This window comes from Tomitella gaofuii, from assembly GCF_014126825.1.
GTDB classification, from domain to species: Bacteria; Actinomycetota; Actinomycetes; order Mycobacteriales; family Mycobacteriaceae; genus Tomitella; species Tomitella gaofuii.
The window spans coordinates 1,632,916-1,657,449 of record NZ_CP059900.1 but is presented as its reverse complement, the minus strand read 5'-3'; the positions used below and the strand labels follow the sequence as shown (position 1 = coordinate 1,657,449).

The window sequence follows — 24,534 nt, the reverse complement described above, 5'->3', positions numbered from 1 at the left end:
CCGGAGCAGTGGGGAACACGACGGGGGTTGCACATGGCGGGGGGATTCGGCCGCGGAGCATCGGACGCGGCGCATCGGACGCGGGACTTGCGTGCCGGGCCGTTCCAGCGGATGCGCGCGGCGTGGGCGCCCGGTTGGCCGCGCGTCGTCGCCCTGCGTCGCTGCGCGGCGGCGGTGCTGGCGGTCACGGCGGTGGTCCTCGCCGTCCGCGGAGATCCCGCCGCGGACGAGGTCGACGTCGTCATTGCCGCACGTGACCTGTCCCCCGGCGCGGAGGTCACCGCCGCGGATCTGGCCGTGGTGCAGCGAGCTGCGCGGGCCGTGCCGCGGGGCGCACTGTCGACGCAGGAGCGCGCGCTGGGCCGCATGATCGCCGCCCCCGTCCGCGCCGGCGAGGCGCTGACCGATGTGCGACTGCTGGGAGAACCCCTGGCCAGGGCGGCTGCGGGGGTGCAAGACGCCCGCCTGGTCACCGTCCGCCTCGCAGACCCGGCGCTCGCCGAGGTGGTGCATGCAGGAGATCTTGTCGACATCATCGCCGCACCACCCGATGATCAGTCTCCGGCGACCGGTCCCACCGCCGCCGTCCCGGGGCGGGCCGGAAGGCTCCCGCCGGCCGGCCCCCGGCGCGATGGTTCCCCGCTGACGATGGCCATCGCAGCACCGGTCGTGCTGGTGCCCCCGGCCGCCGACGCTCGGTCACGCCGCGGGCGGATCCTTCTGGTCGCGCTCCCCGCGCAGGAAGCCGCCCGCGTGGCATCCGCGTCGATGACCCGCGCCATGACCGTCACCATGCACTGACGGCAGGCACCACCGCACCCGGGCGATGGAGAGGCCGGGCAGATCAGCCGTGGTGCGGCGGCACATTGCTGCGCAGCCAGTCCTCGGCGCCGTCGCGACCGCGCTCGCGCACGCGGTTCCGCGCGACCTCGTCGACGCCGGCGTCGGGCAGGTTGTCACCGAAGATGCGGTCGATCCTGGCGCGCCGGGCGGCGCGCCGACGCGCCAGGTCCGCCGCGGCCGCCGGATCGTCACCGGACCGCAGCATCTCCGGGGCGCAGCCGTCGGCATCGCTACTCGTCGACACGCGAAAGGTCTCCGATCACGTGCCGGGCCAGGCGCGCGAGGGTCGCCATCCCGTCGCGGATCGATTCGCGGGTCCCCGCCAGATTGACCACGAGCGTGCTCCCGGAGATGCCCGCGACGCCGCGCGAGAGGCCGCCCTCGATGGAGCCCGCGGACAGCGCCGAGGACCGCAGTGCCTCGGCGATCCCCGGGATCTCGCGGTCGAGGATCTCTATCGTGACCTCGGGCGTCACGTCCCGCGGCGACACCCCGGTGCCGCCGACGGACACGACCAGGTCCACGCCGCCGATCACGGCGGTGTTGAGGGCCTTGCGGATCTCCACCTCGTCCGAGGCGACGACCACGGTCCCGTCGACGAGGAAACCGTCCTCCCGCAGCAGCTCGCCCACCAGGGGGCCGGACTCGTCTTCGACGTCGCCGTGGGCCGTCCGGTCGTCGACGACGACGATCAGCGCCCGCCCCGCGAGAGTGTTCAGTCTGTCCATACGGTCCACCGTAGTGCCCAGCAGTGCCGTCGCGGCGATTCCGTCGTCGGTCAGGCGGAATCCGTTGGCCTCGGTGTCGTTGTCGATGATGATCACGTCGCTGTGCTCCTGATGCTCCGATTGTCGGTGATGCGGCCTGTCCGGCCGGTCAGTTCTCCGCTTGGCCGAGCGTCACGTCGACGGTGTGCGGATTCCCGCCGTTCTCGTCGGTGACCGTGACGGTGACCTTGTCGCCGGGCGCGTGGGAGCGGACCGCCGCGATCAGCCCGTCACCGCCGCTGACGACCCGGTCGTCGACCTTCGTGATCACCTGCCCCTTCTTGATGCCCGCCTGGTCGGCCGGCCCGCCCGGCAGCACCGACATCACCAGTGCGCCGGGGGCGTTGGAACGGACGGGGACGGTGATGCCGATCTGCGCGTGCTGGGCGTGTCCGGTGGTGATCAGGTCCTGTGAGATCTGCTTGACCTGCTCGACCGGGATGGCGAAGCCGAGGCCGATGGAGCCGGACTGCTGACCCATGCCCTCGCCGAGCGAGGCGATGGCGGTGTTCATGCCGATCAGCTGGCCCTTCATGTTCACCAGCGCGCCGCCCGAGTTGCCCGGGTTGATCGCGGCATCGGTTTGGATCGCGTCGATCACCGTCGCCTGGTCGCCACTGTTGCCGCTGGTGGACACCGGCCGGTTGAGTGCGCTGATGATCCCCGACGTGACGGTGCCGGACAGGCCCAGGGGCGAGCCGATGGCGACCACCTGCTGACCCACCTGGAGGTTGGACGACGAGCCGAGCTCGATCGGCGTGAGTCCGGTCTTGTCGGCCTTGATCACCGCGATGTCGGTGACCGGGTCGGCGGCGACGATCTTCGCGGGGCTCGTGGACCCGTCCGCGAATGTCACCTGGATCTGCACCGGTCCGGAGGACTCGGCGGTGGCGACATGGTTGTTGGTGAGGATCATCCCGTCCTGCGACAGGATGATGCCGGAGCCTTCACCGCCCCCGCCGCGCGTGGCCACCTTGATCTCGACGACACTCGGCAGCACCTTCTGCGCCACCTGCTGCACCGAACCGCTGGGGGCGGCCGCGGTGGGCTGCGCCTTGGTGGTCGAATCGTTGAGCGCCTGCACCACCGAGGCGGAACCGGAATCGTCGCTGGTCGCGAAGTACGCGCCGGTCACGCCGCCGATGGCCCCGCCGACGAGGGCGAACGCGAGCGCTCCCGCGACGAGCACGACCGCGCCCGGCCTGCGGCGCGGAGGTTTCGCCGCCTGCGGCGCCGGTGCCGTGGCCGACCCGCCATGCTGCGGGCCCGGGTAGTGCTGGGGACCCGGCCCCGGATACGCGCCCTGGTATGCGCCGCCCTGCGGATACGGCCCGGGTGCCTGGTAGGGGCCGGGGCCCGGATAGTGTGCGGGCGGCGGCGTCCCCAGTCCGTGGAGCTCCTCGGTGGGGTGCGGCCCCTCCGGCGCGCCCGCCTGCGGGCCGTACTGCGGTGGAGGGCCCTGCGTACCGCCCCGGCCCCCGCCGTCGCCGGGCTCACGGCCGTGCTCCACGCCGCCGGATCCGCGGTCGGGATCGTGCCCCTCGGGATCGCGCCCGTCAGGATTGCGCTTGTCGTCCATTCTCGGCCTCTCTCCCTGGCGGCGCCCCACGCCGCCGCGTTCTTCGGATGCCGCCGCGCCGGCAGACGATGCCGGCGGCCCGGCCCCCGCGCCGCGCCACGCTCCGGGGCGTGGCGGCGACCTCTGACATTCAGACTGGTGCACGTTGCTGAGAGCGCACTGAGAGCACACTGGTGATTCCCCGTGGAAAGAATTCCGAACCTTACGGGCGTGGATTCAGTCCACGCGCGGCGTCGCCGCCGGCGCCGAAGCCGGCTCGCCCGGCAGCGCGATGCGGATCAACGCGCCCCCACGGTCGGACACGTCCGCGGTGATGACACCGCCGTGTTTGACGACGACCTGCCGCACGATCGCCAGGCCCAGGCCCGAACCGGGCATCGAACGGGCGGTGTCCGACCGGTAGAACCGCTCGAACACCAGCTGCCTGTCCTGCTCGGGTATCCCTGGCCCGGCGTCGGCCACCGTGAGCTCCGCCAGGTGCGGCCCCACCTGGCGGAGCGCCACGTGCACCTTCTCCCCCGGCGGACTCCACTTGGCCGCGTTGTCGAGGATGTTCAGCACCGCACGGCCGAATCCGCCGGCGTCGCCGTAGACGAACCACGACACCGCCCATACCTCGAACTGCACGTCGGAGCGGCGGCGCTGCACGCGGTCGAGCGCCCCGTCGAGCACCTCGCGCAGGTCGATGCGCTGCCGGACCGTCTCCGGGCTGTCCTCCCGCGCAAGGTCCACCAGATCCGCCACGAGGGTCGACAACTCCTCGATCTGCGCCAGCACGTCGTCACGTATCGCCTCGGTCTCCCCCGGGGGCAAGGCGGGCGCTCCGGGTCGCCCCGCGGCGATGAGCAGCTCGGCGTTGGTGCGCAGCGAGGTCAACGGCGTCTTGAGCTCGTGACCGGCGTCGGCGACCAGCCGGCTCTGCCGTTCACGCGAGTCCGCCAGGGCGCGCAGCATCGCGTTGAAGCTCATCGTGAGCCGTGCCAGCTCGTCGTTGCCGGAGACGGGGATCGGGGTGAGGTCGTCGGTGCGCGCGACGCGCTCGGCCGCTGCGGTGAGCCGGCTGACCGGGCGCAGACCGGTCCTGCCGACGGCGGTACCGGCCGCCGCCGCGACCACGACGCCGATGCCGCCGACGATGCCGAGCACCAGTGCCAACCGGTCGAGCACCCGCTGCGTGGGCGCCAGCCTCTGCGAGAGCACCAGGGTGACCCCGGATTGGGAGCGTTCCGCGAGGATGCGCTGGCCTCCCGCGGTGCGCAGGGACGACTGGTCGTGCCCGCTCGCCACCGCGACCTCCGGCCCGCCGATGGGGATGCGTGGTCCGGGCGCGTACACCGAGCCGTCCGGGTAGATCAGCGCCACGCTGATGTCCGAGGTGAACGCCCGTGCGAGCGTGAGGACGAAGCTGGGGTCCAGTGCCAGCGCAGAGCTGTCGACGAAGGTCGCGGCACGCGCGCGCAACTGGGTGTCCACCGACGTGTACAGGGCGGAGCGGACCACGAAGTACGTCGAGACCGCCATCGCCGCCACCAGCACCACCGCGACCGTCGTCGCCAGCGCTGTGACACGTCCGCGCAGCGATACGCGGCGCAGATGCGCGAGCCACGCGCGCGGATGCGGACGCAGGTGCTGCGTCACGGGGGGCTTTCCCGCAGCACGTAGCCGACGCCGCGGACGGTGTGGATCAGGCGCGGCTCGCCGCCGGCCTCGGTCTTGCGGCGCAGATAGCCGATGTACACCTCCAGTGCATTGCCGGACGTGGGGAAGTCGTAGCCCCACACCTCCTCCAGGATCCTGCCCCGTGTGAGCACCCGCTTCGGGTTCGCCAGCAGCATCTCCAGCAGCGAGAACTCCGTGCGTGTGAGGCTGATGGGGCGGTCGCCGCGCGTGATCTCACGGCTGCCCTGGTCCAGGGTGAGGTCGGCGAATGCGAGTGTCTCGGCGGGTTCGCCGTCCGCATCCTCCTCCGGATTGGCGCGGCGCAGCAGGGCGCGCAGCCGGGCCAGGAGCTCCTCCATGGCGAACGGCTTCGGCAGGTAGTCGTCCGCGCCGACGTCCAGCCCCGCCACCCGCTCCGAGACGGAATCGCGCGCCGTGAGCATCAGCACCGGAAGGTCGTCGCCGGTGCCGCGCAGGCGCCGGCACACCTCCAGCCCGTCGACGCGCGGCATCATCACGTCCAGCACGACGGCGTCGGGCCGTGCCGCGTCGATCTTCTCCAACGCGTCGAGACCGTCGTGTGCGGTCTCGACCGCGTAGCCGTTGAACGTGAGCGACCGGCGCAGCGAATCGCGCACCGCACGGTCGTCGTCGACCACCAGAATGTTCACCGCCACACGCAAAGCCTACGAGGTCCGGTCCCACTGCGGCGGCGATGGCAGGTTCCACCCGCGCGCCAGCGCAGCCAGGCGCAGCACCGTGGCGATGACCGTCCCCGCCACCAGCCCCCACGGATACGGCACTGCGCCCAGCTCGAACCCGACGACGATCGTCGCCCCGACCAGCGCCGGAGTCGCATACAGGTCGCGATGCAGCAATAGTGGCATCTCGTTGACGAGCACGTCACGCAGCACCCCGCCGCCGATCGCCGAGATCGCGCCGATGAGGATCGCGGCCCACCACTCGGCATCGTGGTGCAGCGCCGTCGCCGCACCGGTGGTGGCGAACACCCCCATCCCCAGCGCGTCGAGCCACAGCACCGCGGTCTGCACGTGCCCCATCAGCGGGTGCAGGAGGAACACCCCCAGCGAGAAGGTGAGCGCGACGACGAAATCGGGCCACTGCACCAGGGACGTGGGCGGGTGCACGCCCAGCAGGACATCCCTGGTGATGCCGCCGCCGATGCCCGTGGTGATGCCGACGACGCACACCCCGAACAAGTCCAGACGCTTGAACACCCCGATCGACGCGCCGGAGGCGGCGAACGCCGCCGTGCCGACGAGGTCGAGCGTGGTGAGCACTGCGGCCTCCTTCATCGTTCACCGTTCGCGGGCGGGTCAAGCGCGGGCCTACGCGATTATGCCCGGCCGTGCCCAACCATCGGGATCACTGCCCAGCATCCGGACGCCCGGGCGCCGGCCGGGCCGAGGGCGCACCCCCTGAGTGGACCGCGGGAGGCGCCCTCGCGTAGGTTTGTCTGGTCACGGGTGTGCCCGCCGGGCCTCCCCGCGGGTAGAGCTGCCCGGAAGTCCTGTCACAGCCCGAAGGTCCTGTCACAGGTCGAGTCACACCCACCCACGGCGTCGCACCACCGCGCCGCGCCGCACCGAAACGCCGCTAGGAGGCCGCACAAGATGGCTGGCAAGAGGAATTCGTCGTCGTCCCGCAAGAACCGCAACGACGCGCCCCGCAAGCCCAAGAAGAACCCGTTGACCGCCGCGGGCATCGCCACGGTCGACTACAAGGACATCAACCTGCTGCGCACGTTCATCTCGGACCGCGGCAAGATCCGCTCGCGCCGCGTGACCGGGCTGAGCCCGCAGCAGCAGCGGCAGGTCGCCACCGCCGTCAAGAACGCGCGTGAGATGGCGCTGCTGCCGTACACCACGCACTGACCGCCGCCGCCCGCGCCGAGCGGCCGGGCCCGGTGATCGGGAGCACCACTCCGGCGGGAGCCGGGCAGGACGTAGCGTTCGTCCTGCCCGGCTCCTTGCGTTCACGCGCCGGGCCGCAAGCACCCGCCGAACCGACACCCCGCCACAGGAGCAGCACGTGACCCACGCAGCCCCGGCCGACCCGGCCCTGGCCACCCTCGTCGCCATCGAGGAGATCAAGCGGCTCAAGCACCGCTACCTGCGCTGCCTCGACGGCAAGGACTGGGAGCCGTTCACCGACACCCTCGCGCCGGCGATCACGGCCAAGTACGGCAAGTACACCTTCGACGACCGTGACGCGCTGGTGGCGTTCATGCGCAAGCACATGGGCCGCAAGGAGATGCTCACCGAGCATTTCGCCGCACACCCCGAGATCACCGTCGACGGCGACTCGGCGCACGGCTATTGGCATCTCAGCGACACCGTGCTCATCCCCTCGCAGGGCGTGATGCTGCGCGGCGCGGCCGTCTACGACGACGACTATGCGCGCGGCGAGGACGGGCAGTGGCGCATCACCCGCACCGGGTACGAACGCGCCTACGAGTACGTGGTGAAGCTGGAGGATCTGCCCAGCTTCACCGTCACCGCCAACAAGTGGGCGTGACGGCGGGCGGACCGGCTCACCGCCTGTGCCGCGACCGGAGATAGTCGCCCACCACCGCAGCCCCCAGCCCGTCGGCGTCGGGGGCGACGACGCGGCCGGACACGCGACGCGCCATCGTGTCGACGAAACGCCCCAGACCCGGGTCGTCGCCGAGCCGGAAGAACGTCACCTGCGCGTCGAGCCTGCCGAGCGCGTCGAGTTCCTCCACGGTGTGCGCGAGCGTGACCGGGTGCGGCGGGTAGTCGAAGAACGCGTCGCCGCCCGGCTGCAGGTGGGCGGTGGGCTCGCCGTCGGTCACCACCAGCACCACCGGCTGCGCGTCCGGGTATCGGCGCACGTGCCGCCCGGCCAGCAGCAGCCCGTGGTGCAGGTTGGTTCCCTGCTCGAAGATCTCGTCCAGGCCGGCGAGCTCCGGCACTGTCATCGTGCGCGCGTGCCGCCCGAAGGCGATGATCTGCAGGTGGTCCCCGCGGAAGCGGGTGCGCACGAAGTGCTCGAGCGCCAGCGCCGTGCGCTTCATGGGCACCCACCGGCCGTCCATGACCATCGAGAACGAGATGTCCACCAACAGCGCCACCGCCGCGCGGGTGCGCTGTTCGGTCTCGACCACCTCCACGTCGTCCACGCTCAACCGCACCGGGGGCCCCGAGCCGGTCCCCGCCGTGCGCAGGACCGCGTTGACGACCGTGCGGGTGGTGTCCCACGGCTCGGTGTCGCCGAACCGCCACGGCCGCGCAGCGCCCGTCGGTTCGCCCGCCGCACCCGCACGGTGCGTTTCGCGGCCGCCGGCCCGCGACGAGAGGCTGCGTGCGACGTCGCGCAGCGCGGCCTGTCCGAGTTTGCGCATCGCGGCCGGCGACAGGCGCAGGTCGCCGTCGGGCCCCCGGTCCACCAGTCCCTGCTCGTGCAGCGCGCGCTCGAGTTCCGCGAGAGTGCGCGCGTCCACGGCGGCCTCGTCCCCCAGCAGCCGGGCCAGCTCGTCGAGGTCGACGTCGTCCATCGTCGCGCCCGGGTACTGCTGCGACAGCGTCTCCGACAACGCGTCGAGGTCACCGATCTGCTGGATCGCCGACGTGCCCTCGCCGAGGCCCATCCCCTCGGGCCCGCTGAAATCCTCGTCACCGGACCACCCGGCGCCGGGGCGCGCCGCCTGCAGCTGCGCGTCGAGGCGCGCGAGCTGCTCGGCGATGCCGGGGCTGCCGAACGCCTGCTGTGCGAGCGCGTCCAGCTCGGCGCGCTGCTCCTCCGACAGCGAGTTGCGCAGCCGCTGCGCCGCCGCGGCGCGCGCCGCGAGCGAGTCGATGAGTTCGTCGACGCTCGCGGGCCCCTCCGGGAAGAAGTCGCCGTACTCGTCCATGAACTCCGCGAACCGTGCGGTGGTGTCCTCGCCCCGGTTGTGCGCGTCCAGGAGGCGGGACAGCGCCTCCAGCATCTGCTCGACGCGCCGGCGGTCCTCGTCGGTGGCGTTCTGCAGCGCCTGTTTCATCCCCGCAAACCTCTGATCGAGCATCTCGCGGCCCAGGAGGTCCTTGATCTGCTCGTAGGTGTCCCGCGCCTCGGCGCTCCGCCACGGATAGGCGCCGAGCTCCTCGACGGCCTTGGCCGTGGACGGCGGCAGCTCGGCCAGCTGCATCTCCTGGAACCGCGCGTCGTCGTCGAGCGCACGTGCCAGGGCCTTGCGCTCCTCGAGCACCGCCTCGTCCAGCAGCCTGCGCGCCTCCTCGAGGGTGCCGGACAGGTTGCCCCTGTCGAGCAGCTCGCGCCGGCGCCGAACGGCGCGGCGGCGCAGCTCGTCGAGCCCCGCCGTCCCGCGCACGCCGCGGCGCAGCAACTCCCGTACCGCGCGGCGCGGCGAGGTGCCCGCCATGACCTGCTCGCCGATGTCGGCGAGCGCCTCGCGCAGGTCCACCGGCGGGGCAAGCGGATCCGGGCCGCCCCGATACCGGCCGTACCGGGCGTGGCGCAGGTCGGCGTGCGGGCCGCCCGCGTCGCGGCCGCCGTGCCCGCGGCGGCGCGGATCGGGCGCGGCCATCAGCCGTACACCGTCCTGCCGTCGTCGTCGCCGGTGTCCTTGGCCACCCGGCGCGCCAGGAACAGGCCCTCGAGCGCCAGCTCCACCGCCGAAGCCCGCTCGCCCTCGGTGCGTGCTCCGAGCCGTTCGATCACAGGGGCGACGGTCTCCGCGTCGGCGAGCGAGCCCAGCAGCTCGGCCGCGGACACGTCGTCGCCGGTGACCACCTGCGTCCCCTGATCGATCAGCGACACCAGCGGGCCGAGGTCGATACCGCCGAGCCGCCCGCGCACCGTGTCGGCGGTGGCCCGGCGGAGCAGATGCTCGAGCACCGCGTCTTCGCGCCCCTCCTCGCCGGATTCGAACTCGAGCTTGCCCCGCAGCACCGGTATCACCGCGTCGAGATCGACCGGGCGCGCCACCGCCCGCTCGCCCGGTTCGTGCAGGATCGCGGAGCGCCGCAACGCCGCGGCGGCCACCGTCTCGGCGGCGGCGATGGAGAAGCGCGCGGATACGCCCGAACTCTGGTCGACGGAGGTGGACTCGCGCAGCAGCCGCGTGAACCGTGCCAGCACCTCCAGCAGGTGGTCCGGCACCTCCCCCACCAGCTGCGACTCCTGGCGGATGACCGCCACCTCGTCGTCCAGCTCGAGCGGGTAGTGCGTGCGGACCTCGGCGCCGAAGCGGTCCTTGAGGGGCGTGATGATGCGGCCGCGGTTGGTGTAGTCCTCGGGGTTGGAGCTGGCCACCAGCAACACGTCCAGCGGCAGCCGCAGCGAGTGCCCGCGCACTTGGATGTCGCGCTCTTCCATGACGTTGAGCAGCGCCACCTGGATGCGCTCGGCGAGGTCCGGCAGTTCGTTGACGGCCATGATCCCCCGGTGCGCGCGCGGCACCAGGCCGAAGTGGATGGTCTCCGGGTCGCCCAGGCTGCGCCCCTCCGCCACCTTGACCGGGTCGACGTCGCCCACCAGGTCGCCCACCGAGGTGTCCGGGGTGGCGAGCTTCTCCAGGTACCGATCGTCGCGGTGGCGCCACGCGACGGGCAGCGCGTCGCCCAACTCCGCGGCCCGTCGCCGCGACTCCGGGGTGATGGGGTCGAACGGGTGCTCGCCCAACTCCGCGCCGTCGATGACCGGGGTCCACTCGTCCAGCAGGAGCGGCAGCGTGCGCAGCAGGCGCGACTTGCCTTGGCCGCGCTCGCCGAGCAGGACGATGTCGTGACCGGCCAGCAGGGCGCGCTCGAGCTGCGGCAGCACGGTCGCGCCGAATCCGAGCAGGCCGGGCGCGGGGTCCCGCCCGTCGCGCAGCGCGCCGAGCAGGTTGCGCCGCATCTCCGACTTCACGCTTTCCCTGCGGTGGCCCGACGCGCGGAGCCGGCCGACGGTGGTGGGGGCGGGGGGAGCCGCAGCGGTGGGTGTTCGAGAAGAGATCGCCGTCACCTGTCCCAGGCTACGAGCCCGCACCGGGATTGCCCACCGTTCCGCCCTGCCGGCGCCGCCCCAGCGCGCCGGGCCACCAGATCCGGTCGCCGATCTGCACGGACAGCGCCGGTACGAGCAGCGTGCGCACCACGATGGTGTCCAGCAGGACGCCGAAGGCCACGATGAACGAGATCTGCGCCAGGAACAACAGCGGAATCACCGACAGCGACGCGAAAGTGGCCGCGAGCACCGCCCCCGCCGAGGTGATCACCCCGCCCGTCACGGCCAGGGCCCGCGGCACTCCCGCCTCCGTCCCGTCGCACGCCGATTCCTCGCGCCCACGCGTCATGAGGAAGATGTTGTAGTCGATCCCGAGCGCCACGAGGAAGACGAAGCCGAACAGCGGCATCGCCGGATCCGAACCGGGGAAATCGAGCAGGTGATTGAACACCAGTGCCGACGCGCCCAACGCGGACGCGAACGACAGCACCACGGTGCCGATGAGCATCACCGGCGCCACCACCGCCCGCAACAGCAGCATGAGCACCGCCAGCACGACGGCGAGCACCACGGGGATGATCACCGTCCGATCCCGGACCGACGTCGCCCGCACATCCACCTGCACCGCCGACATCCCGCCGACCATGGCGTCCGCCCCGGGCACCGCGTGCACCGCGTCGCGCAATCGGACCACCGTGTCGAGCGCGGCGTCGGAATCGGGCGGGTCGGCGAGCACCGCGTCGATCTCGGTGTCGCCGCCCGCGCTCGCGACCGTCCGCACGATCACCACCCCGTCGACCCGCCGGGCCGCCGCCGTCACCGCGGCGGCGTCGCCGTCGTCGGTGACGATGATCGCGGGGGCGGACGCCCCCGCGGGGAAGTGCTCGCCGATGATCCGCTGCGCCACCTTCGAATCGACCTCGCGCAGGAACACCTCCGACTGGGGAACCCCGCCCGCCCGGAACTGCGGCGCGAAGGCGGCGAGCACAAACAGGACGACCAACGCCCCGGCGACGTATCGGCGGGGATGGTCGCACACGCTCCGCGACAGCCGCCACCAGCGCGGATGTTCCGCGGCCACGATCGCATCCGGATCGGCGTCCGCCGCGGCCCCGGGCAGCACCCGCGGCACCCGCGGCCAGAAGACGCGCCTGCCGAGCGGAAGCAGCATCGCCGGCAGGAACGTCATCGTGGCCAGCAGGGATCCGACGATGCCGATCGCCGCGATGGGGCCGAGGCTGCGGTTGGACTGCAGCTCAGACAGCAGCATGCACAACAGTCCCAGGATCACGGTTCCCCCGGAAGCCGCGACGGGCGCGAGGGTCGCGCGCCAGGCGCGGCGCATCGCCGTGAAGCGGTCCGGCGTCAGCGCGAGCTCCTCGCGATAGCGGGCCACCAGCAGCAGGGCGTAGTCCGTGGCGGCGCCGAACACCAGGATGAACATGATGCCCTGGCTCTGCGCATCGATGGTCACCACGTTGTGGTCGGCCAGCGCGTAGACCACGAGAGACGACGACGCGAGCGCCCCCACAGCCGACAGCAGCACCGTGACCGGCAGCAGCGGGCTGCGGTAGACGACCACGAGGATCACCAACACCACGCACCCGGCCACCACCAGGAGCATCCCGTCGATCCCGGCTATCGCGCTGGTGAAATCGGCGACGACGCCCGCCTCGCCGCCGATGTGCACCGAGAGCCCGGCGGGCGCGCCCGACTCGAGCGCGTCACGCAGGCGCGACACCTCGCCCGGCATACCGTCGTCCGGAACCACGCCGAGCCCGCCCACCATGGCCGCACCGTCGGCCGACCGCACCGGGCCCAGCACGTCGTCCCCGAAGCCGCCGGTACCCGCCGTCGATCGCAGCACCCGCGCCAGGAAGGCCTCATCCGCCGGGGTGATCCCGGACGCGCGCTGGGCCACCACCGCCACCGAGGCGGTGTCCGACCCGCGGATCTGCTCGACGTCGCGCAGCACGTGCGCCGATTCCGCGTCCTCCGGAAGCCAGGCCGCACTGTTGTTCTGCTGCAGGCCGGACAGCGCACCGATCGCGCCGGCGCCGACCCCCACCAGCGCCACCCAGGCGAGCAACACCAGCGCTGACAGCAGCAGACGCCGGCGGCGACGCGCCGGTACCGGACTGCGGGGCTCCACGCCCACGACCGTAACCCGCCGCGCCCGGCGCCACGGCCGCTACGGCCGCTACGGCCGCTACGACGACGGTGTCAGTGCGCGAAGTGGCGCGCCCCGGTCAGGTACATCGTCACGCCGGCCGCCTTCGCGGCCTCGATCACCAGCTCGTCACGGACCGAACCGCCAGGCTGGACGACGGCGCGCACGCCGGCCTCGGTGAGCACCTCGAGGCCGTCCGGGAACGGGAAGAACGCGTCCGAGGCGGCCACCGCGCCCCGCGCACGCTCCCCTGCCCGGCTCACCGCCAGCCGCGAGGAGTCCACCCGGTTGACCTGGCCCATCCCGACGCCGACCGTGGCGCCGTCGTGCGCCAGCAGGATCGCGTTGGACTTGACCGCACGGCACGTGCGCCACGCGAACGCCAGGTCCACGAGGGTGGCGTCGTCGGCCGGAGCACCGGTGGCCAGCGTCCAACCGGACGGATCGTCGCCCGCCGCGGTGAGCACGTCGCGCTCCTGCACCAGCAGCCCGCCGCCGATCGGCTTCATCTCGAGCCCGGCAGCCGCGGGCGCCGGGGCCACCAGCACGCGGATGTTCTTCTTGCGGGTGAGCACCTCTACCGCGCCGTCTTCGTACGACGGGGCGATGATGACCTCGGTGAAGATCTCGGCGACCTGCTCCGCCATCTCCACCGTGACCTCACGGTTGGCGGCGATCACGCCGCCGAAGGCGCTGACCGGGTCGCATGCGTGGGCCTTGCGGTGCGCCTCGGCGATGGCGCCGGGGCCTTCCTGCGTGCCGATGGCGATGCCGCACGGGTTGGCGTGCTTGATCACGGCGACGCACGGCTGCGCGTGGTCGAACGCGGAGCGCCACGCCGCGTCGGAGTCCGTGTAGTTGTTGTACGACATCTCCTTGCCGTGCAACTGCTCCGCCTGCGCCAACCCGACCGGGCCGCCCTGCCCCACGTACAGCGCCGCCCGCTGGTGCGGGTTCTCGCCGTAGCGCAGCGACGCGGCCCGGCGCCACGTCGCGCCCTGCCAGGAGGTGAGCCCCTCCGGCGTCTCCGGTTCGGTCAGCGCCGTCATCCATTCCGCCACGGCCACGTCGTAATCGGCGGTGTGCCGGTACGCCGCCGCCGCGAGCGCGGTGCGTTCGGACAGTGTGAACCCGCCCGCCCGCACCGCGTCGCCGACGTCGCCGTAGCGGGCCGGGTCCACCACCACCGCCACCGAGGGGTGGTTCTTGGCCGCGGCGCGCACCATCGACGGCCCGCCGATGTCGATCTTCTCGATGCAGTCGGCCTCGGACGCGCCGGACGCGACCGTGTCGGCGAACGGGTACAGGTTCACCACCACGAGCTCGAACGCCGCGACGCCGAGGTCCGCGATCTGGTCGAGGTGATCGGCCTTGCGGGTGTCGGCGAGGATCCCCGCGTGCACGCGGGGGTGCAGGGTCTTCACCCGCCCCTCGAGCACCTCGGGGAAGCCGGTGAGTTCCTCCACCTTGGTGACCGGGACGCCGGCGCCAGCGATCGCCTGCGCGGTGGAGCCGGTGGAGACGATCTCGACCCCCGCCTCCTGCAGTCGCCGGGCGAGGTCCTCCAGGCCGGTCTTGTCGTAGACGCTGACCAACGCGCGCCTGATCGGCCGCCGGCCCGCGTCGCTCCGCCCGCCCACTGGAACCTCACTCACAAGATCACGGCCTTCCGTCCGTCGATGGTGACACCGCGCGCCGCGATGGCCGAGACGACCTCGACCAGCAATCGCCGCTCCACGGTCTTGATGCGCTCATGCAGGGTGGCCTCGTCATCGTCGGCGTCGACGGGCACCGGCTCCTGCGCGAGCACCGGACCCGTGTCCACACCCGTGTCGACGAGGTGGACGGTGGAGCCGGTGACCTTCACGCCGTACGCCAGCGCGTCGCGCACCGCGTGCGCCCCCGGGAACGAGGGCAGCAGCGCCGGGTGCGTGTTGACGATCCTGCCGTCGAACCGGGCGACGAAACGCGGCCCGAGGATCTTCATGAAGCCCGCCGACACGACGAGATCCGGGCGATGCGCGGCGACGGCCTCGGCGAGGGCATCGTCCCAGAGCGGGCGTTCCGCGTACGCGCCGAGCGGCACTGTCAGCGCGGCGGCCCCGCCCTGTGCCGCGCGGTCGAGCGCCACGCACTCCCTGTCCGTGACCACCGCCTCGATCCCCGCGGGGAACGCGGGGTCGGCGGCGGCGTCGAGCAGTGCTTGGAGCAGGGTGCCGGATCCGGAGGCCAGCACCACGATGCGGGCGCGCTCCCGTGCCGGGTCAGCGGAGGTGTACAGGGCTCGGACTCCCGGGGTGTGCTCGACGGATCAGCGGCGCGTTGCAGGCCGCTTTCAGGATAATCCCTCGCCGTCGTCGCCCGTCGGGGAGGGCGGGCGACCGCTCCCCGACGGGCCGTCCACTGCCTCCTCGCCGGCCGTCGCGGTGGCGGACCCCTCCGCCGCATCGTCCGGGTCCCCGTCGCCGTCCGTCCCGCCGCCCGCCGGGCCCCCGTCCGCCGGAACCGCGTCCGCACCGTCGACGGTGCGGCGCGTCCTCCACCGCCCCGGCATGCGGCCGGTCGGCCACGCCGGGACGGGCACCCGGCCCCGCAGGAGCAGCACGACGGCGCCCGCGGCCGCATTCCACCCGAGCACAGCGAGGGCGAACATCGGCGCGTCGACGCCGAACGGATCGAAGATCCCCACCGTCCCGCCCGCCAGGTATCCGAGCAGCAACGCGCCGGCGGCCGAGACCGCGGCGACCGACACCACGTACCGGGCCTGGTCGGCCAGCCTGCGTCCACGGACGCCGCTCACCGCCGCACACCAGACGGCGATCGCCGCGGGGACGACCAGCGCGGCGGCCCACAGCGGGCTGATCGGCGCGGCGGGAAGCACCCCCAGCACCGGCAGCGCGGGCGCCGGACCCGGAGTGACGGCGAACAGGCTGAAATCGGCCGCACCCACGTGCGCCACCGTGCCCACCAGGACGGCGGCGCCGCCGATGGCCATGTTGGGCAGATACAGCACCGACAGCACCAGCAGGCCGATCATGCCGACGGCGGAGGGCTCCGCGGCGAAACCGTCCTGCACGCGGGTCCACCCGGTGAGCAGGCCGAGGACCACGAGGACGGCGCCGGCCGCGAGCAGCGCGCCCAATGCCACCGCCGCCGCACGCAGCACCGGTCGGACCGATTCCGGCAGCCCCCACTCGACGGTGTACCGGCGCGTGGCGCCCAAACCGATGCCCACCGCAGCGGCAACGGCGTGCACTGCGGCGACGATGAGCACCGACGGCACGGCGCCGATGGTGGTGACGGGCATCGTGGCGGAGGCGTCGTCGATGAGCAGCACCGCGACGACCGTGATCACCGCCGGCCCGCCCGCCGCGGCGCCGATGACGGACAAGTGTCGCAGCGGCGGGTCGTCGGCGGCGATGCTGCGGTGCGCGTAGGCGGCCACCGCCGCCGCCAGCAGCGCCGTGGGCAGCAGGGGCAGCGCGCCCAGTTGCAGATCGCCGATGTAGACCGGCGCCTGATGCAGCACCAGCCACATCGCACCGACGGCGCCGGGCAGACCGCCCATCCCGCCGCCCGCGGTGAGGAGCACCAGCAGCGACACCGCGAGCGCGCAGGCCGCCGCAGCGCCACCGGGAACGAACGCCACGAGCACGAGCGAACGATCACGACCGGACCCGGCCCGTCCGTCGTCGTGGGACTGCGCACCGTGCGGGACATCGCCCCGCCGGGGCACGCGGCGCCTGAGCAACGTGTTCATCACCGGCCAGCGTCCCATCCCCCACCGCGATGCGACCGCAGGCGCGCCGGGGTGTGACGGGCTCGACTCCGGCGTGCGCGCTCGCCGGCGTCAGTCCGCCGTATCGTCCCGCCTGCCGGCGCCGGACGTCCCCTCACCGCCGCGGCCCTCGTCCGGGACCCCGCCCGTCGGCGTGTCCCCGGACGAAGCGGCGCGGAACATGTGGGTGGGGTCCTCGGTCCCCTCCGGCTGCGGGGGCTCCTGCGACGGCCCGGCGCCCGGTTGCGGCGGCCCCGCGTAGTCCGGTCGCGCTCCCCCGTAGGTCTGCTCCGCGCCCCACTGCGGTCCGGCCTGGCCGTAGCCGTACCGGGGATCGCCGCCGCCGGTCGGCGGCCCGGCGTAGCCCGGCTGCGGCCCGTAGCCCTGGGTGAACGCCTGCGGCGGGTATCCCCCCGGCCCGTACTGCGGCCGCGGCGGCACCGGGGGCTGCTGGGCGTAGCGCGGGTCCTGCCAGGGAGGCGCCGCGTAGCCCTGCTGCGGCGGACCGCCGTACCCGTACGGAGGCTGCCCCGGGTACCGGTGGTCCTGCCGTCCCCGACCCCAGGCACCGGACGCCGACGCGGAGCCCGCACGCAGGACGCCGGCGTCGACGAGCACCGCGACCGCCGCGAATCCCGTCTGCACCACGGCGATGCCGAGCACCACCCAGAACGCCCAGCCGGCGCCCACACCGGGGTCGAGATTCCTGCTGATCCCGCCGAAGAAGTTGTTGATGTCGGAGAAGCCCAGCGAGCACAGAAGCACGAGTACGGCCGTGGCGCTGGCGACCGCGGACGCACCGAGGTTCGGCGTGCGCTTCGGCAGCAGGCCCAGCGCGGCGATCAGCCCGGCGATGAGCACGAGCGCGACCACCAGCGGGTTGCCGAACATCGAACCGAAGAAGTTGGGGGCGTACCCGTCGTCCGCGCCGAGATACGGGCCGAAGCCGAAGAAGAAGCCGGCCACACCCGACAGCGCCACCACCGCGGGCGCCGCCGCGACCGCCCGCGCGAGCACGTCACGGCCGCCTCCCTGCCGCCGGACGCCGAAGGGCGCCTGCCCAGGCTGCGGACCGAAGTGCGGCCCGGCGGGGCCCGGGCGATTCTGCCCACCGGGCTGTCCCGACGGCCCCGGCCGCCACTGCGGGCCCGACTGCGGAGCGCCCGGAGAACCCGGAGCGTCATAGCCCCCTTGCTGCGGATACGACATCGCTTCCCCTCGCTCGACTGTGCATGCAGGCTGCTTCACAGTGCACGATACGGAAGGCCACCGGAAAGCGAACTCCGCCACGGCACGCGGATGCGTGTCGGGGCGGAGTTCCTACGGGTTCCCGGTCAGAGCGCCTTGTAGAGCTCACGGGCCAGCTCGGCCGTCTCGGACGGCGTCTTGCCGACCTTGACGCCCGCGGCCTCGAGGGCCTCCTTCTTGGCCTGCGCGGTGCCCGACGAGCCGGACACGATGGCGCCCGCGTGGCCCATCGTCTTGCCCTCCGGCGCGGTGAAGCCCGCCACGTAGCCGACGACCGGCTTGGTGACGTTGGCCTTGACGTACTCCGCGGCGCGCTCCTCGGCGTCGCCGCCGATCTCACCGATCATGACGATGAGCTTGGTCTCCGGATCCTCCTCGAACGCCTTGATGGCGTCGATGTGGGTGGTGCCGATGACCGGGTCGCCGCCGATGCCGATGGCGGTGGAGAAGCCCAGGTCGTTGAGCTCGTTCATGAGCTGGTAGGTCAGCGTGCCGGACTTCGAGACGAGACCGATCGGCCCCTTGCCGGTGATGTTGGCCGGGGTGATGCCGGCGAGGGCCTCGCCCGGGGTGATGATGCCGGGGCAGTTCGGGCCGACGATGCGGGTCTTCTCGCCCTTCTCCACGTTGTAGGCCCACGCGAATGCGCTGTCCTGCACGGGGATGCCCTCAGTGATGACGACCAGCAGGCCGATCCCGGCGTCGATCGCCTCGATGATCGCGTCCTTGGCGAACTTCGGCGGCACGAAAACGACGGACACGTCGGCGCCGGTCTTCTCCATCGCCTCGGAGACCGATCCGAACACCGGAAGCTCGACGTCCGCTCCGTCGGCGGCCTTGTGGGCCACCGTGGTACCGGCCTTGCGCGCGTTGACGCCGCCGACGATGTTGGTGCCCGCCTTGAGCATCAGCGCGGTGTGCTTGGTTCCCTCGCCGCCGGTGATGCCCTGGACGATGACCTTGGAGTCCTTGTTCAGGAAGATTGACATGTATGCGTCCCTTACTTTGCGGCGAGCTCGGCGGCCTTGTCGGCCGCCTCGTCCATGGTTCCGACGACCGTGACGAGCGGGTGGTTCGCCTCGGCCAGGATGCGGCGCCCGTCCTCGACGCTGTTGCCGTCGAGGCGGACGACCAGCGGCTTGTTCGCTGCATCGCCCAGGGTCTTGAGGGCTTCGATGATGCCCTCGGCGACGGCGACGCACGAGGTGATGCCGCCGAAGACGTTGACGAACACGCTCTTGACCTGCTCGTCGCCCAAGATGACGTCGAGCCCGGCCGCCATGATCGTCGCCGAGGCTCCGCCACCGATGTCGAGGAAGTTGGCCGGCTTGACGCCGCCGTGCTTCTCACCCGCGTAGGCCACCACGTCGAGCGTCGACATGACGAGCCCGGCGCCGTTGCCGATGACGCCGACCTGGCCGTCGAGCTTGACGTAGTTGAGGTCGTTCTCCTTCGCCTTGAGCTCCAGCGGATCGGCGGCGGCGGTGTCCTCGAACTCCGCATGGCCGGGCTGGCGGAAGTCGGCGTTGGCGTCCAAGGTCACCTTGCCGTCGAGCGCCAGGATCTGGTCGTCCGGCGTGCGCACCAGCGGGTTGACCTCGACCAGCGTGGCGTCTTCCTTGATGAAGACCTCCCACAGCTTCTGGATCGTCACGGCTGCGGCGTCGAGCACCTCGGCGGGCAGGTGGCCCTGCTCGGCGATGCTGCGCGCAAACGCGAGATCGACGCCCTTCACGGCGTCGACCGGCACCTTCGCGAGACGCTCCGGCTTGGTGGCGGCGACCTCTTCGATCTCCATGCCGCCCTCGACCGAGCACATGGCCAGGTAGGTGCGGTTCGCGCGATCGAGCAGGAAGGAGATGTAGTACTCCTCCGCGATCTCGCTGGCCTCGGCGACCAGCAGGCGCTTGACGGTGTGCCCCTTGATGTCCATCCCGAGGATGTCCTGGGCGTACTTCTGGGCGTCATCCGGCGTGGCCGCGTACTTGACGCCGCCCGCCTTGCCGCGGCCGCCGACCTTCACCTGGGCCTTGACCATGACCGGCTTGCCGACTTCCTCGGCGATCGTGCGCGCATCGGCGGGGGTGTCGGTAACACGCCCGGGCGACGTCGGCACTTCGTGCTTGGCGAAGAGTTCCTTCGCCTGGTATTCGAAGAGATCCATGTGTTCACCGTCTCGTCTACGTTTGGAGCCCCGCCCATGGGTCCGAGCGGGTGTGTTCGGGACAATATCGGCCGATTCAGCGTGGTCGATCTCATGCCCTGGCGGTTTGTGCAGCCGATCACAGGCCGCACCGCGCCGCGAACATGGGCCCACCCACCTTAAGCGAGACCCCGCGGCGCGATGCGCGCGGTGACCGCCTCATGGACTGAGACGCCGGACACCATCACATCGGCGCGGCCGCCCACGCGGGCGGCGGCCGTCGTCGGACACGCCCCGGCAGGCCGGCTTCGCGCGCATCGGCGAAGTGCCGTTATTGTTACCCCCGACGACCGACCGGCGGCCCTACAGGGCCGCACGCAGGCGGTCTGCGCACCCGCCACAAGCTGGAACTTCACCGCTTCAGTGTGACAACGGACACAATCAAAGCCTTTGTGACCGGCGTCGCTCCAGGTGGCGCGCGGACTGGAACAATCGTCCAGTCATAGATCACGGAGAGGCGCTTGCCCCTCCGCGACCGTTTCGTTACGGTCAGCCAGGTAAATATCACGATCAGGTCACGAGTTGTGACGGTGTGTAACGCCGCGGACCGAGCCCTCGATCGAACCGATCCGCCAGATATCCGCCACATACGAGGACCTGACTCTTGACCGTGCATCGCGAGAACTCCGCAGGCGACGTCCCCGCCGCAGACGCAGCCGAAGTCCCTGCATTCCGCGATCTACGCACCCTTCCCGGTTCCCGTTCCCCGCGCGGCGGAGCGCACCGCGTTCCGCAGCCGCCGCACGCCGTCAAAGGCCGCGCGGCCGTCGTGGCCGTCGCCGCCGGCGCAGTGGTCGCCGCCGGGCAGACGTTGACCGACGGTGCGACGGGCTCCCCGGCCGCCGATTCCTCCGACGCGATCGCCCTCGCCTCCGGGTCGAGCATGATCCTCTCGGACATCGCGACAGGCACCGCTCAAGCCGCCGACAACGCCGCGACCGCACTGGAGGACGCCGCCACCCCCGCCAACGCGGGAGCCGGCAGCGTAGGCGGCAGCGCGCAGGTGCTCGCGGTGCCCGAGCAGGTCGAGCAGGCGGCCGAGACCGCCCGGCAGCTGGCCGCCGGCGCGCGGTACGCCGCAGAGCGCGCGGCCGCCGAGGCGATGGCGCGGCGGCCGCTGTACGTCAAGCCGGCATCAGGGCAGCTGACGTCCCACTACGGCAATCGGTGGGGCGCCATCCATGGCGGGATCGACATCGCCAACGCCATCGGCACCCCCATCTACGCCGCTACCGACGGCGAAGTGATCGACGCCGGGCCGGCCAGCGGGTTCGGCCAGTGGATCCGGGTGCGGGCCGACGACGGTACCGTCACCGTCTACGGCCACATCGAGACCATCGAGGTCAGCGAGGGCCAGCGCGTGCTCGCCGGCGACGAGATCGCGAAAATGGGCAACCGGGGCTTCTCCACCGGTCCCCACCTGCACTTCGAGGTGTGGGAGAACGGCACCCAGCGGATCGACCCGCAGCCCTGGCTCGCGCAGCGCGGCATCTCGGTGGCGGGCTAGAAGCCCCGCCTCCCCCGCGGGCGCCCCGCCCGTGCCGAGACCACTCACGCCGCGAAGCCCCTGCCTGCAGAATCCCCCCACCTGCCAGGCGGCCCCTTCCCCGCGGGAGCCTCCGCACACGCACAGAGTAGGCCGCCCGGCGCCTGCCGACCGGCCCCGCGTCCTCACAACTTGGTCATCGGAACCCCGCCGATGAGCATCAGCCGCACTTTTCCGGCACTGCCGAAGTCGATCGTCGCCGTGGCCCGGTTGCCCACCCCGTCGCAGGCGATGACCGTCCCGAGACCGTACTTGTCGTGGTTGACCCGGTCGCCCACCGCCAGAACAAGATCGGTGTTGCGGGGGCGTGCGCTGCCGAAGCCTTCCGACCGCCTGCCGTCGCCGATGGCGCGCCCGCCGCGCAGCCTGTCCCCCATCGCCCCGCCGCGCGCGCCGGCCCCCGATCCGAATCCGCCCGACCCGCCGGTGCCCGGATCCTCCCGTCGCCACTCGAGCAGCTCCACCGGGATCTCCTGGACGAAGCGGGATTCCGGGTTGGTGATGGGCTGGCCCCATGCCGAACGCAGCACCGCCCGGCTCAGGTAGAGCCGCCGCCGCGCACGGGTGATGCCCACGTAGGCGAGTCGGCGCTCCTCGGCGAGTTCCTTCGGATCACCGAGCGCCCGCATGTGCGGGAACTGGCCGTCCTCCCATCCGGTGAGAAATGCGACAGGGAACTCGAGGCCCTTCGCGGTGTGGAGGGTCATGAGCGTGACCATGCCGTCATCGGAGTCGGGAATCTGGTCGGCATCGGCGACCAGAGACACACGCTCCAGGAATGCCGCCAGCGATCCGGGGGCGGGCTGGCCGTCGTCGTCCCCGGCCTCCTCGCGCTCATCGCCCGCGGTCTCCTCGCGCTCATCGTCGGCGGCGGCGGCCGCCGCGTTGACCGCGTCCACGCTGAACTCGTGTGCGACGCTGACGAGCTCGTTGAGGTTGTCGAGGCGGGCGCCGTCCTGCGGGTCGCTGCTGGCCTCGAGCTCCGCCCGGTACCCCGTGCGGTCCAGCACCGCCTCGACGATGTCGCCGACGGAGGGAGGCTCCGCGCCCGTCCCGTCGCCCTGCCCGCCGGCGGCGAACGCACGCAGCCCGTCGAGGAGCTCGACGAACCCTGAGATCGCGTTCCGCGCACGGGTGTTGAGGAACGCCACCTCGCCGGCGGCGGCATCGCGCAGTGCACCGCCGAAGCCCACCCCGGCGGACTCCGCGTGCACCGACACGCAGGCCTCTGCGCGGTCGCCGATACCCCGTCGCGGCGTGTTGAGGATGCGGCGCACACTGACCGTGTCCTCCTCGTTCAGCAGCACGCGCAGGTAGGCCACGACGTCGCGGATCTCCTTGCGCTCGTAGAAGCGCACGCCCCCGACCACGCGGTACGGAACGCCGAGCCTGATGAAGACCTCTTCGATGGCCCGCGAGGCGTTGTTGGTGCGGTAGAACACCGCCACGTCGCTGTAACGGGCCTGGCCGGCGTCGACGAGCCGGTCGATCTCGGTGGCGATGAACGAGGCCTCGTCGTGCTCGTTGTCCGCGACATAGCCGACGATGCGTTCGCCGTCGCCCTCGTCCGTCCACAGGCTCTTCTCGCGCCGCCCGCTGTTGCGGGAGATCAGCGCGTTGGCGGCAGACAGGATGTTCTGCGTAGAGCGGTAGTTCTGCTCCAGCAGGATAGTTCTGGCATCGGGATAGTCGCGCTCGAACTCGACGATGTTGCGGATGGTGGCGCCCCGGAAGGCGTAGATGGACTGGTCCGCATCGCCCACCACGCACAGCTCCGACGGCCCCGGGCCAACGGATCCCACACCTGCGGGGTCCTGCGCGTCGGCCGCGTGCGCACCGACCAGCTCGCGTACCAGCACGTACTGCGCGTGGTTGGTGTCCTGGTACTCGTCCACGAGCACGTGGCGGAACCGTCGACGGTAGTATTCCGCGACCTGCGGGTGATTCCGGAACATCGCGACGGTCTCACCGATCAGGTCGTCGAAGTCGAGCGCGTTCGCCGCCCGCAGCCGCTGCTGGTAGGACGCGTAGACCTGTGCGACGAGCCCGGCGAAGCCCGTCCGCCCGGGCCCGCCGCCGGACGCCGCGGCATCGGCCGCCGCCTGCTCCGGACCCACGAGTTCGTTCTTCAACGCCGAGATGGCGGCCGTCAACGCGCGCGGAGCGTGCTTCTTGACGTCGATGTCGAGGTCCTTGGCGATCATCGTCACGAGCCTGCGCGAGTCGTCCGCGTCGTAGATGGAGAAGTTGGTGTTGATTCCGTCCACCAGTCCCGCCTGGCTGCGGAGGATCCGCACGCACGTCGAGTGGAAGGTGGCCACCCACATGGCACCGGCGCGCGGGCCTACCAGCGCCGCGACGCGCTCGCGCATCTCCGCTGCCGCCTTGTTGGTGAACGTGATCGCGAGCACCTGCCCCGGCAGCACCCCGCGCTCCGCGAGAAGGTAGGCGATACGCCTCGTGAGCACCGTGGTCTTGCCCGACCCCGCTCCCGCGACGATGAGCAGCGGGCCGCCCTCATGCACCACGGCCTGCCGCTGCGGCTGGTTGAGGCCCTCCAGAAGCTGCTCGGCCGGGTCACGCTCCTCGGCCGGGCCGCGGCGGGCGGAAGCCCGCGCCGAAGGGGAGGACACCTGCCCGGACCGGGCGGACTCTGGGGCTGAGGAGATCGTATTCATCGCACGTCAACCGTACCGGCCGGGACCGACGTCTCCGCCGCGGATGCGGGCTCCTCGACACGCCTGCGGGATCGGCCGCCGATCGCGTCC

At 72.1% G+C, this 24,534-nt stretch carries 20 protein-coding genes; 4 read left to right on the top strand and 16 right to left on the bottom strand.

What is annotated here, in order from left to right:
- Positions 1-33: 33 nt before the first annotated feature.
- Positions 34-801 (top strand): SAF domain-containing protein, encoded by a 768-nt coding sequence (locus H4F70_RS07795; RefSeq protein WP_235681401.1) that lies wholly within the window; start codon positions 34-36, stop codon positions 799-801.
- A gap of 43 nt (positions 802-844) precedes the next feature.
- On the opposite strand, the gene H4F70_RS07790 is transcribed toward H4F70_RS07795, so the two are convergent.
- From H4F70_RS07790 to H4F70_RS07765, 6 genes are all read right to left on the bottom strand, one after another.
- Complete coding sequence (locus H4F70_RS07790; RefSeq protein ID WP_220471843.1) at positions 845-1,087, bottom strand: hypothetical protein; 243 nt, start codon at positions 1,085-1,087, stop codon at positions 845-847.
- Positions 1,074-1,571, bottom strand: a complete 498-nt coding sequence (locus H4F70_RS07785) for a MogA/MoaB family molybdenum cofactor biosynthesis protein (protein WP_182346159.1) — start codon at positions 1,569-1,571, stop codon at positions 1,074-1,076. The genes H4F70_RS07790 and H4F70_RS07785 overlap by 14 nt, the downstream gene beginning before the upstream one ends.
- 148 nt (positions 1,572-1,719) lie before the next feature.
- Positions 1,720-3,189, bottom strand: coding sequence for a S1C family serine protease (locus H4F70_RS07780; protein WP_182359735.1), 1,470 nt, complete (start codon positions 3,187-3,189; stop codon positions 1,720-1,722).
- Positions 3,190-3,405: 216 nt separating this feature from the next.
- Positions 3,406-4,827 carry a HAMP domain-containing sensor histidine kinase gene (locus H4F70_RS07775; RefSeq protein WP_235681400.1) on the bottom strand — a complete coding sequence of 474 codons (1,422 nt, stop codon included), beginning with the start codon at positions 4,825-4,827 and terminating at the stop codon, positions 3,406-3,408.
- On the bottom strand, positions 4,824-5,519 hold the full coding sequence (locus tag H4F70_RS07770; protein ID WP_182346161.1) for a response regulator transcription factor: 696 nt from the start codon (positions 5,517-5,519) through the stop codon (positions 4,824-4,826). The genes H4F70_RS07775 and H4F70_RS07770 overlap by 4 nt, the downstream gene beginning before the upstream one ends.
- Positions 5,520-5,534: 15 nt before the next feature.
- Positions 5,535-6,164, bottom strand: a complete 630-nt coding sequence (locus H4F70_RS07765) for a trimeric intracellular cation channel family protein (protein ID WP_182345684.1) — start codon at positions 6,162-6,164, stop codon at positions 5,535-5,537.
- Between the two features lie 318 nt (positions 6,165-6,482).
- Between H4F70_RS07765 and rpsR the strand changes: the two genes are divergently transcribed.
- Positions 6,483-6,743 (top strand): 30S ribosomal protein S18, encoded by a 261-nt coding sequence (gene rpsR, locus H4F70_RS07760; RefSeq protein ID WP_182345686.1) that lies wholly within the window; start codon positions 6,483-6,485, stop codon positions 6,741-6,743.
- Between the two features lie 157 nt (positions 6,744-6,900).
- Positions 6,901-7,386 (top strand): nuclear transport factor 2 family protein, encoded by a 486-nt coding sequence (locus H4F70_RS07755; protein ID WP_235681399.1) that lies wholly within the window; start codon positions 6,901-6,903, stop codon positions 7,384-7,386.
- 16 nt (positions 7,387-7,402) lie between these two features.
- Here H4F70_RS07755 and H4F70_RS07750 read toward each other — a convergent pair whose 3' ends face one another.
- From H4F70_RS07750 to sucC, 9 genes are all read right to left on the bottom strand, one after another.
- Positions 7,403-9,418 (bottom strand): vWA domain-containing protein, encoded by a 2,016-nt coding sequence (locus H4F70_RS07750; protein WP_235681398.1) that lies wholly within the window; start codon positions 9,416-9,418, stop codon positions 7,403-7,405.
- The gene (locus H4F70_RS07745) at positions 9,418-10,830 is read right to left on the bottom strand and encodes an ATP-binding protein (protein ID WP_372497552.1); all 1,413 of its coding nucleotides are present in this window, start codon (positions 10,828-10,830) and stop codon (positions 9,418-9,420) included. The genes H4F70_RS07750 and H4F70_RS07745 overlap by 1 nt, the downstream gene beginning before the upstream one ends.
- A 19-nt stretch (positions 10,831-10,849) precedes the next feature.
- The gene (locus H4F70_RS07740) at positions 10,850-12,973 is read right to left on the bottom strand and encodes an MMPL family transporter (protein WP_182359734.1); all 2,124 of its coding nucleotides are present in this window, start codon (positions 12,971-12,973) and stop codon (positions 10,850-10,852) included.
- A 71-nt stretch (positions 12,974-13,044) separates the two neighbouring features.
- Positions 13,045-14,646 carry a bifunctional phosphoribosylaminoimidazolecarboxamide formyltransferase/IMP cyclohydrolase gene (gene purH, locus H4F70_RS07735; RefSeq protein WP_372497549.1) on the bottom strand — a complete coding sequence of 534 codons (1,602 nt, stop codon included), beginning with the start codon at positions 14,644-14,646 and terminating at the stop codon, positions 13,045-13,047.
- A complete protein-coding gene (purN, locus tag H4F70_RS07730; protein WP_372497548.1) occupies positions 14,643-15,230 on the bottom strand; it encodes a phosphoribosylglycinamide formyltransferase in 588 nt (195 codons plus the stop codon). Before purN ends, purH begins: the two co-directional genes overlap by 4 nt.
- 96 nt (positions 15,231-15,326) lie before the next feature.
- The gene (locus H4F70_RS07725) at positions 15,327-16,751 is read right to left on the bottom strand and encodes a cell division protein PerM (RefSeq protein WP_182359733.1); all 1,425 of its coding nucleotides are present in this window, start codon (positions 16,749-16,751) and stop codon (positions 15,327-15,329) included.
- A gap of 90 nt (positions 16,752-16,841) precedes the next feature.
- Positions 16,842-17,786, bottom strand: coding sequence for a DUF5336 domain-containing protein (locus H4F70_RS07720; protein WP_220471780.1), 945 nt, complete (start codon positions 17,784-17,786; stop codon positions 16,842-16,844).
- 317 nt (positions 17,787-18,103) lie between these two features.
- A complete protein-coding gene (gene sucD / locus H4F70_RS07715; RefSeq protein ID WP_182345694.1) occupies positions 18,104-19,006 on the bottom strand; it encodes a succinate--CoA ligase subunit alpha in 903 nt (300 codons plus the stop codon).
- A gap of 11 nt (positions 19,007-19,017) precedes the next feature.
- Complete coding sequence (sucC, locus tag H4F70_RS07710; RefSeq protein ID WP_182359731.1) at positions 19,018-20,181, bottom strand: ADP-forming succinate--CoA ligase subunit beta; 1,164 nt, start codon at positions 20,179-20,181, stop codon at positions 19,018-19,020.
- A gap of 649 nt (positions 20,182-20,830) precedes the next feature.
- On the opposite strand from sucC, the gene H4F70_RS07705 reads away from it, so the two are divergent.
- Entirely contained in the window at positions 20,831-21,727 is an 897-nt protein-coding gene (locus H4F70_RS07705) for a M23 family metallopeptidase (RefSeq protein ID WP_235681511.1), read from the top strand.
- Positions 21,728-21,891: 164 nt separating this feature from the next.
- Here the strand turns inward: H4F70_RS07705 and H4F70_RS07700 are convergent, their stop codons facing one another.
- Positions 21,892-24,444: a UvrD-helicase domain-containing protein gene (locus H4F70_RS07700; RefSeq protein WP_182359730.1), complete on the bottom strand. Its 2,553-nt coding sequence runs from the start codon at positions 24,442-24,444 to the stop codon at positions 21,892-21,894.
- Positions 24,445-24,534 lie beyond the last annotated feature (90 nt).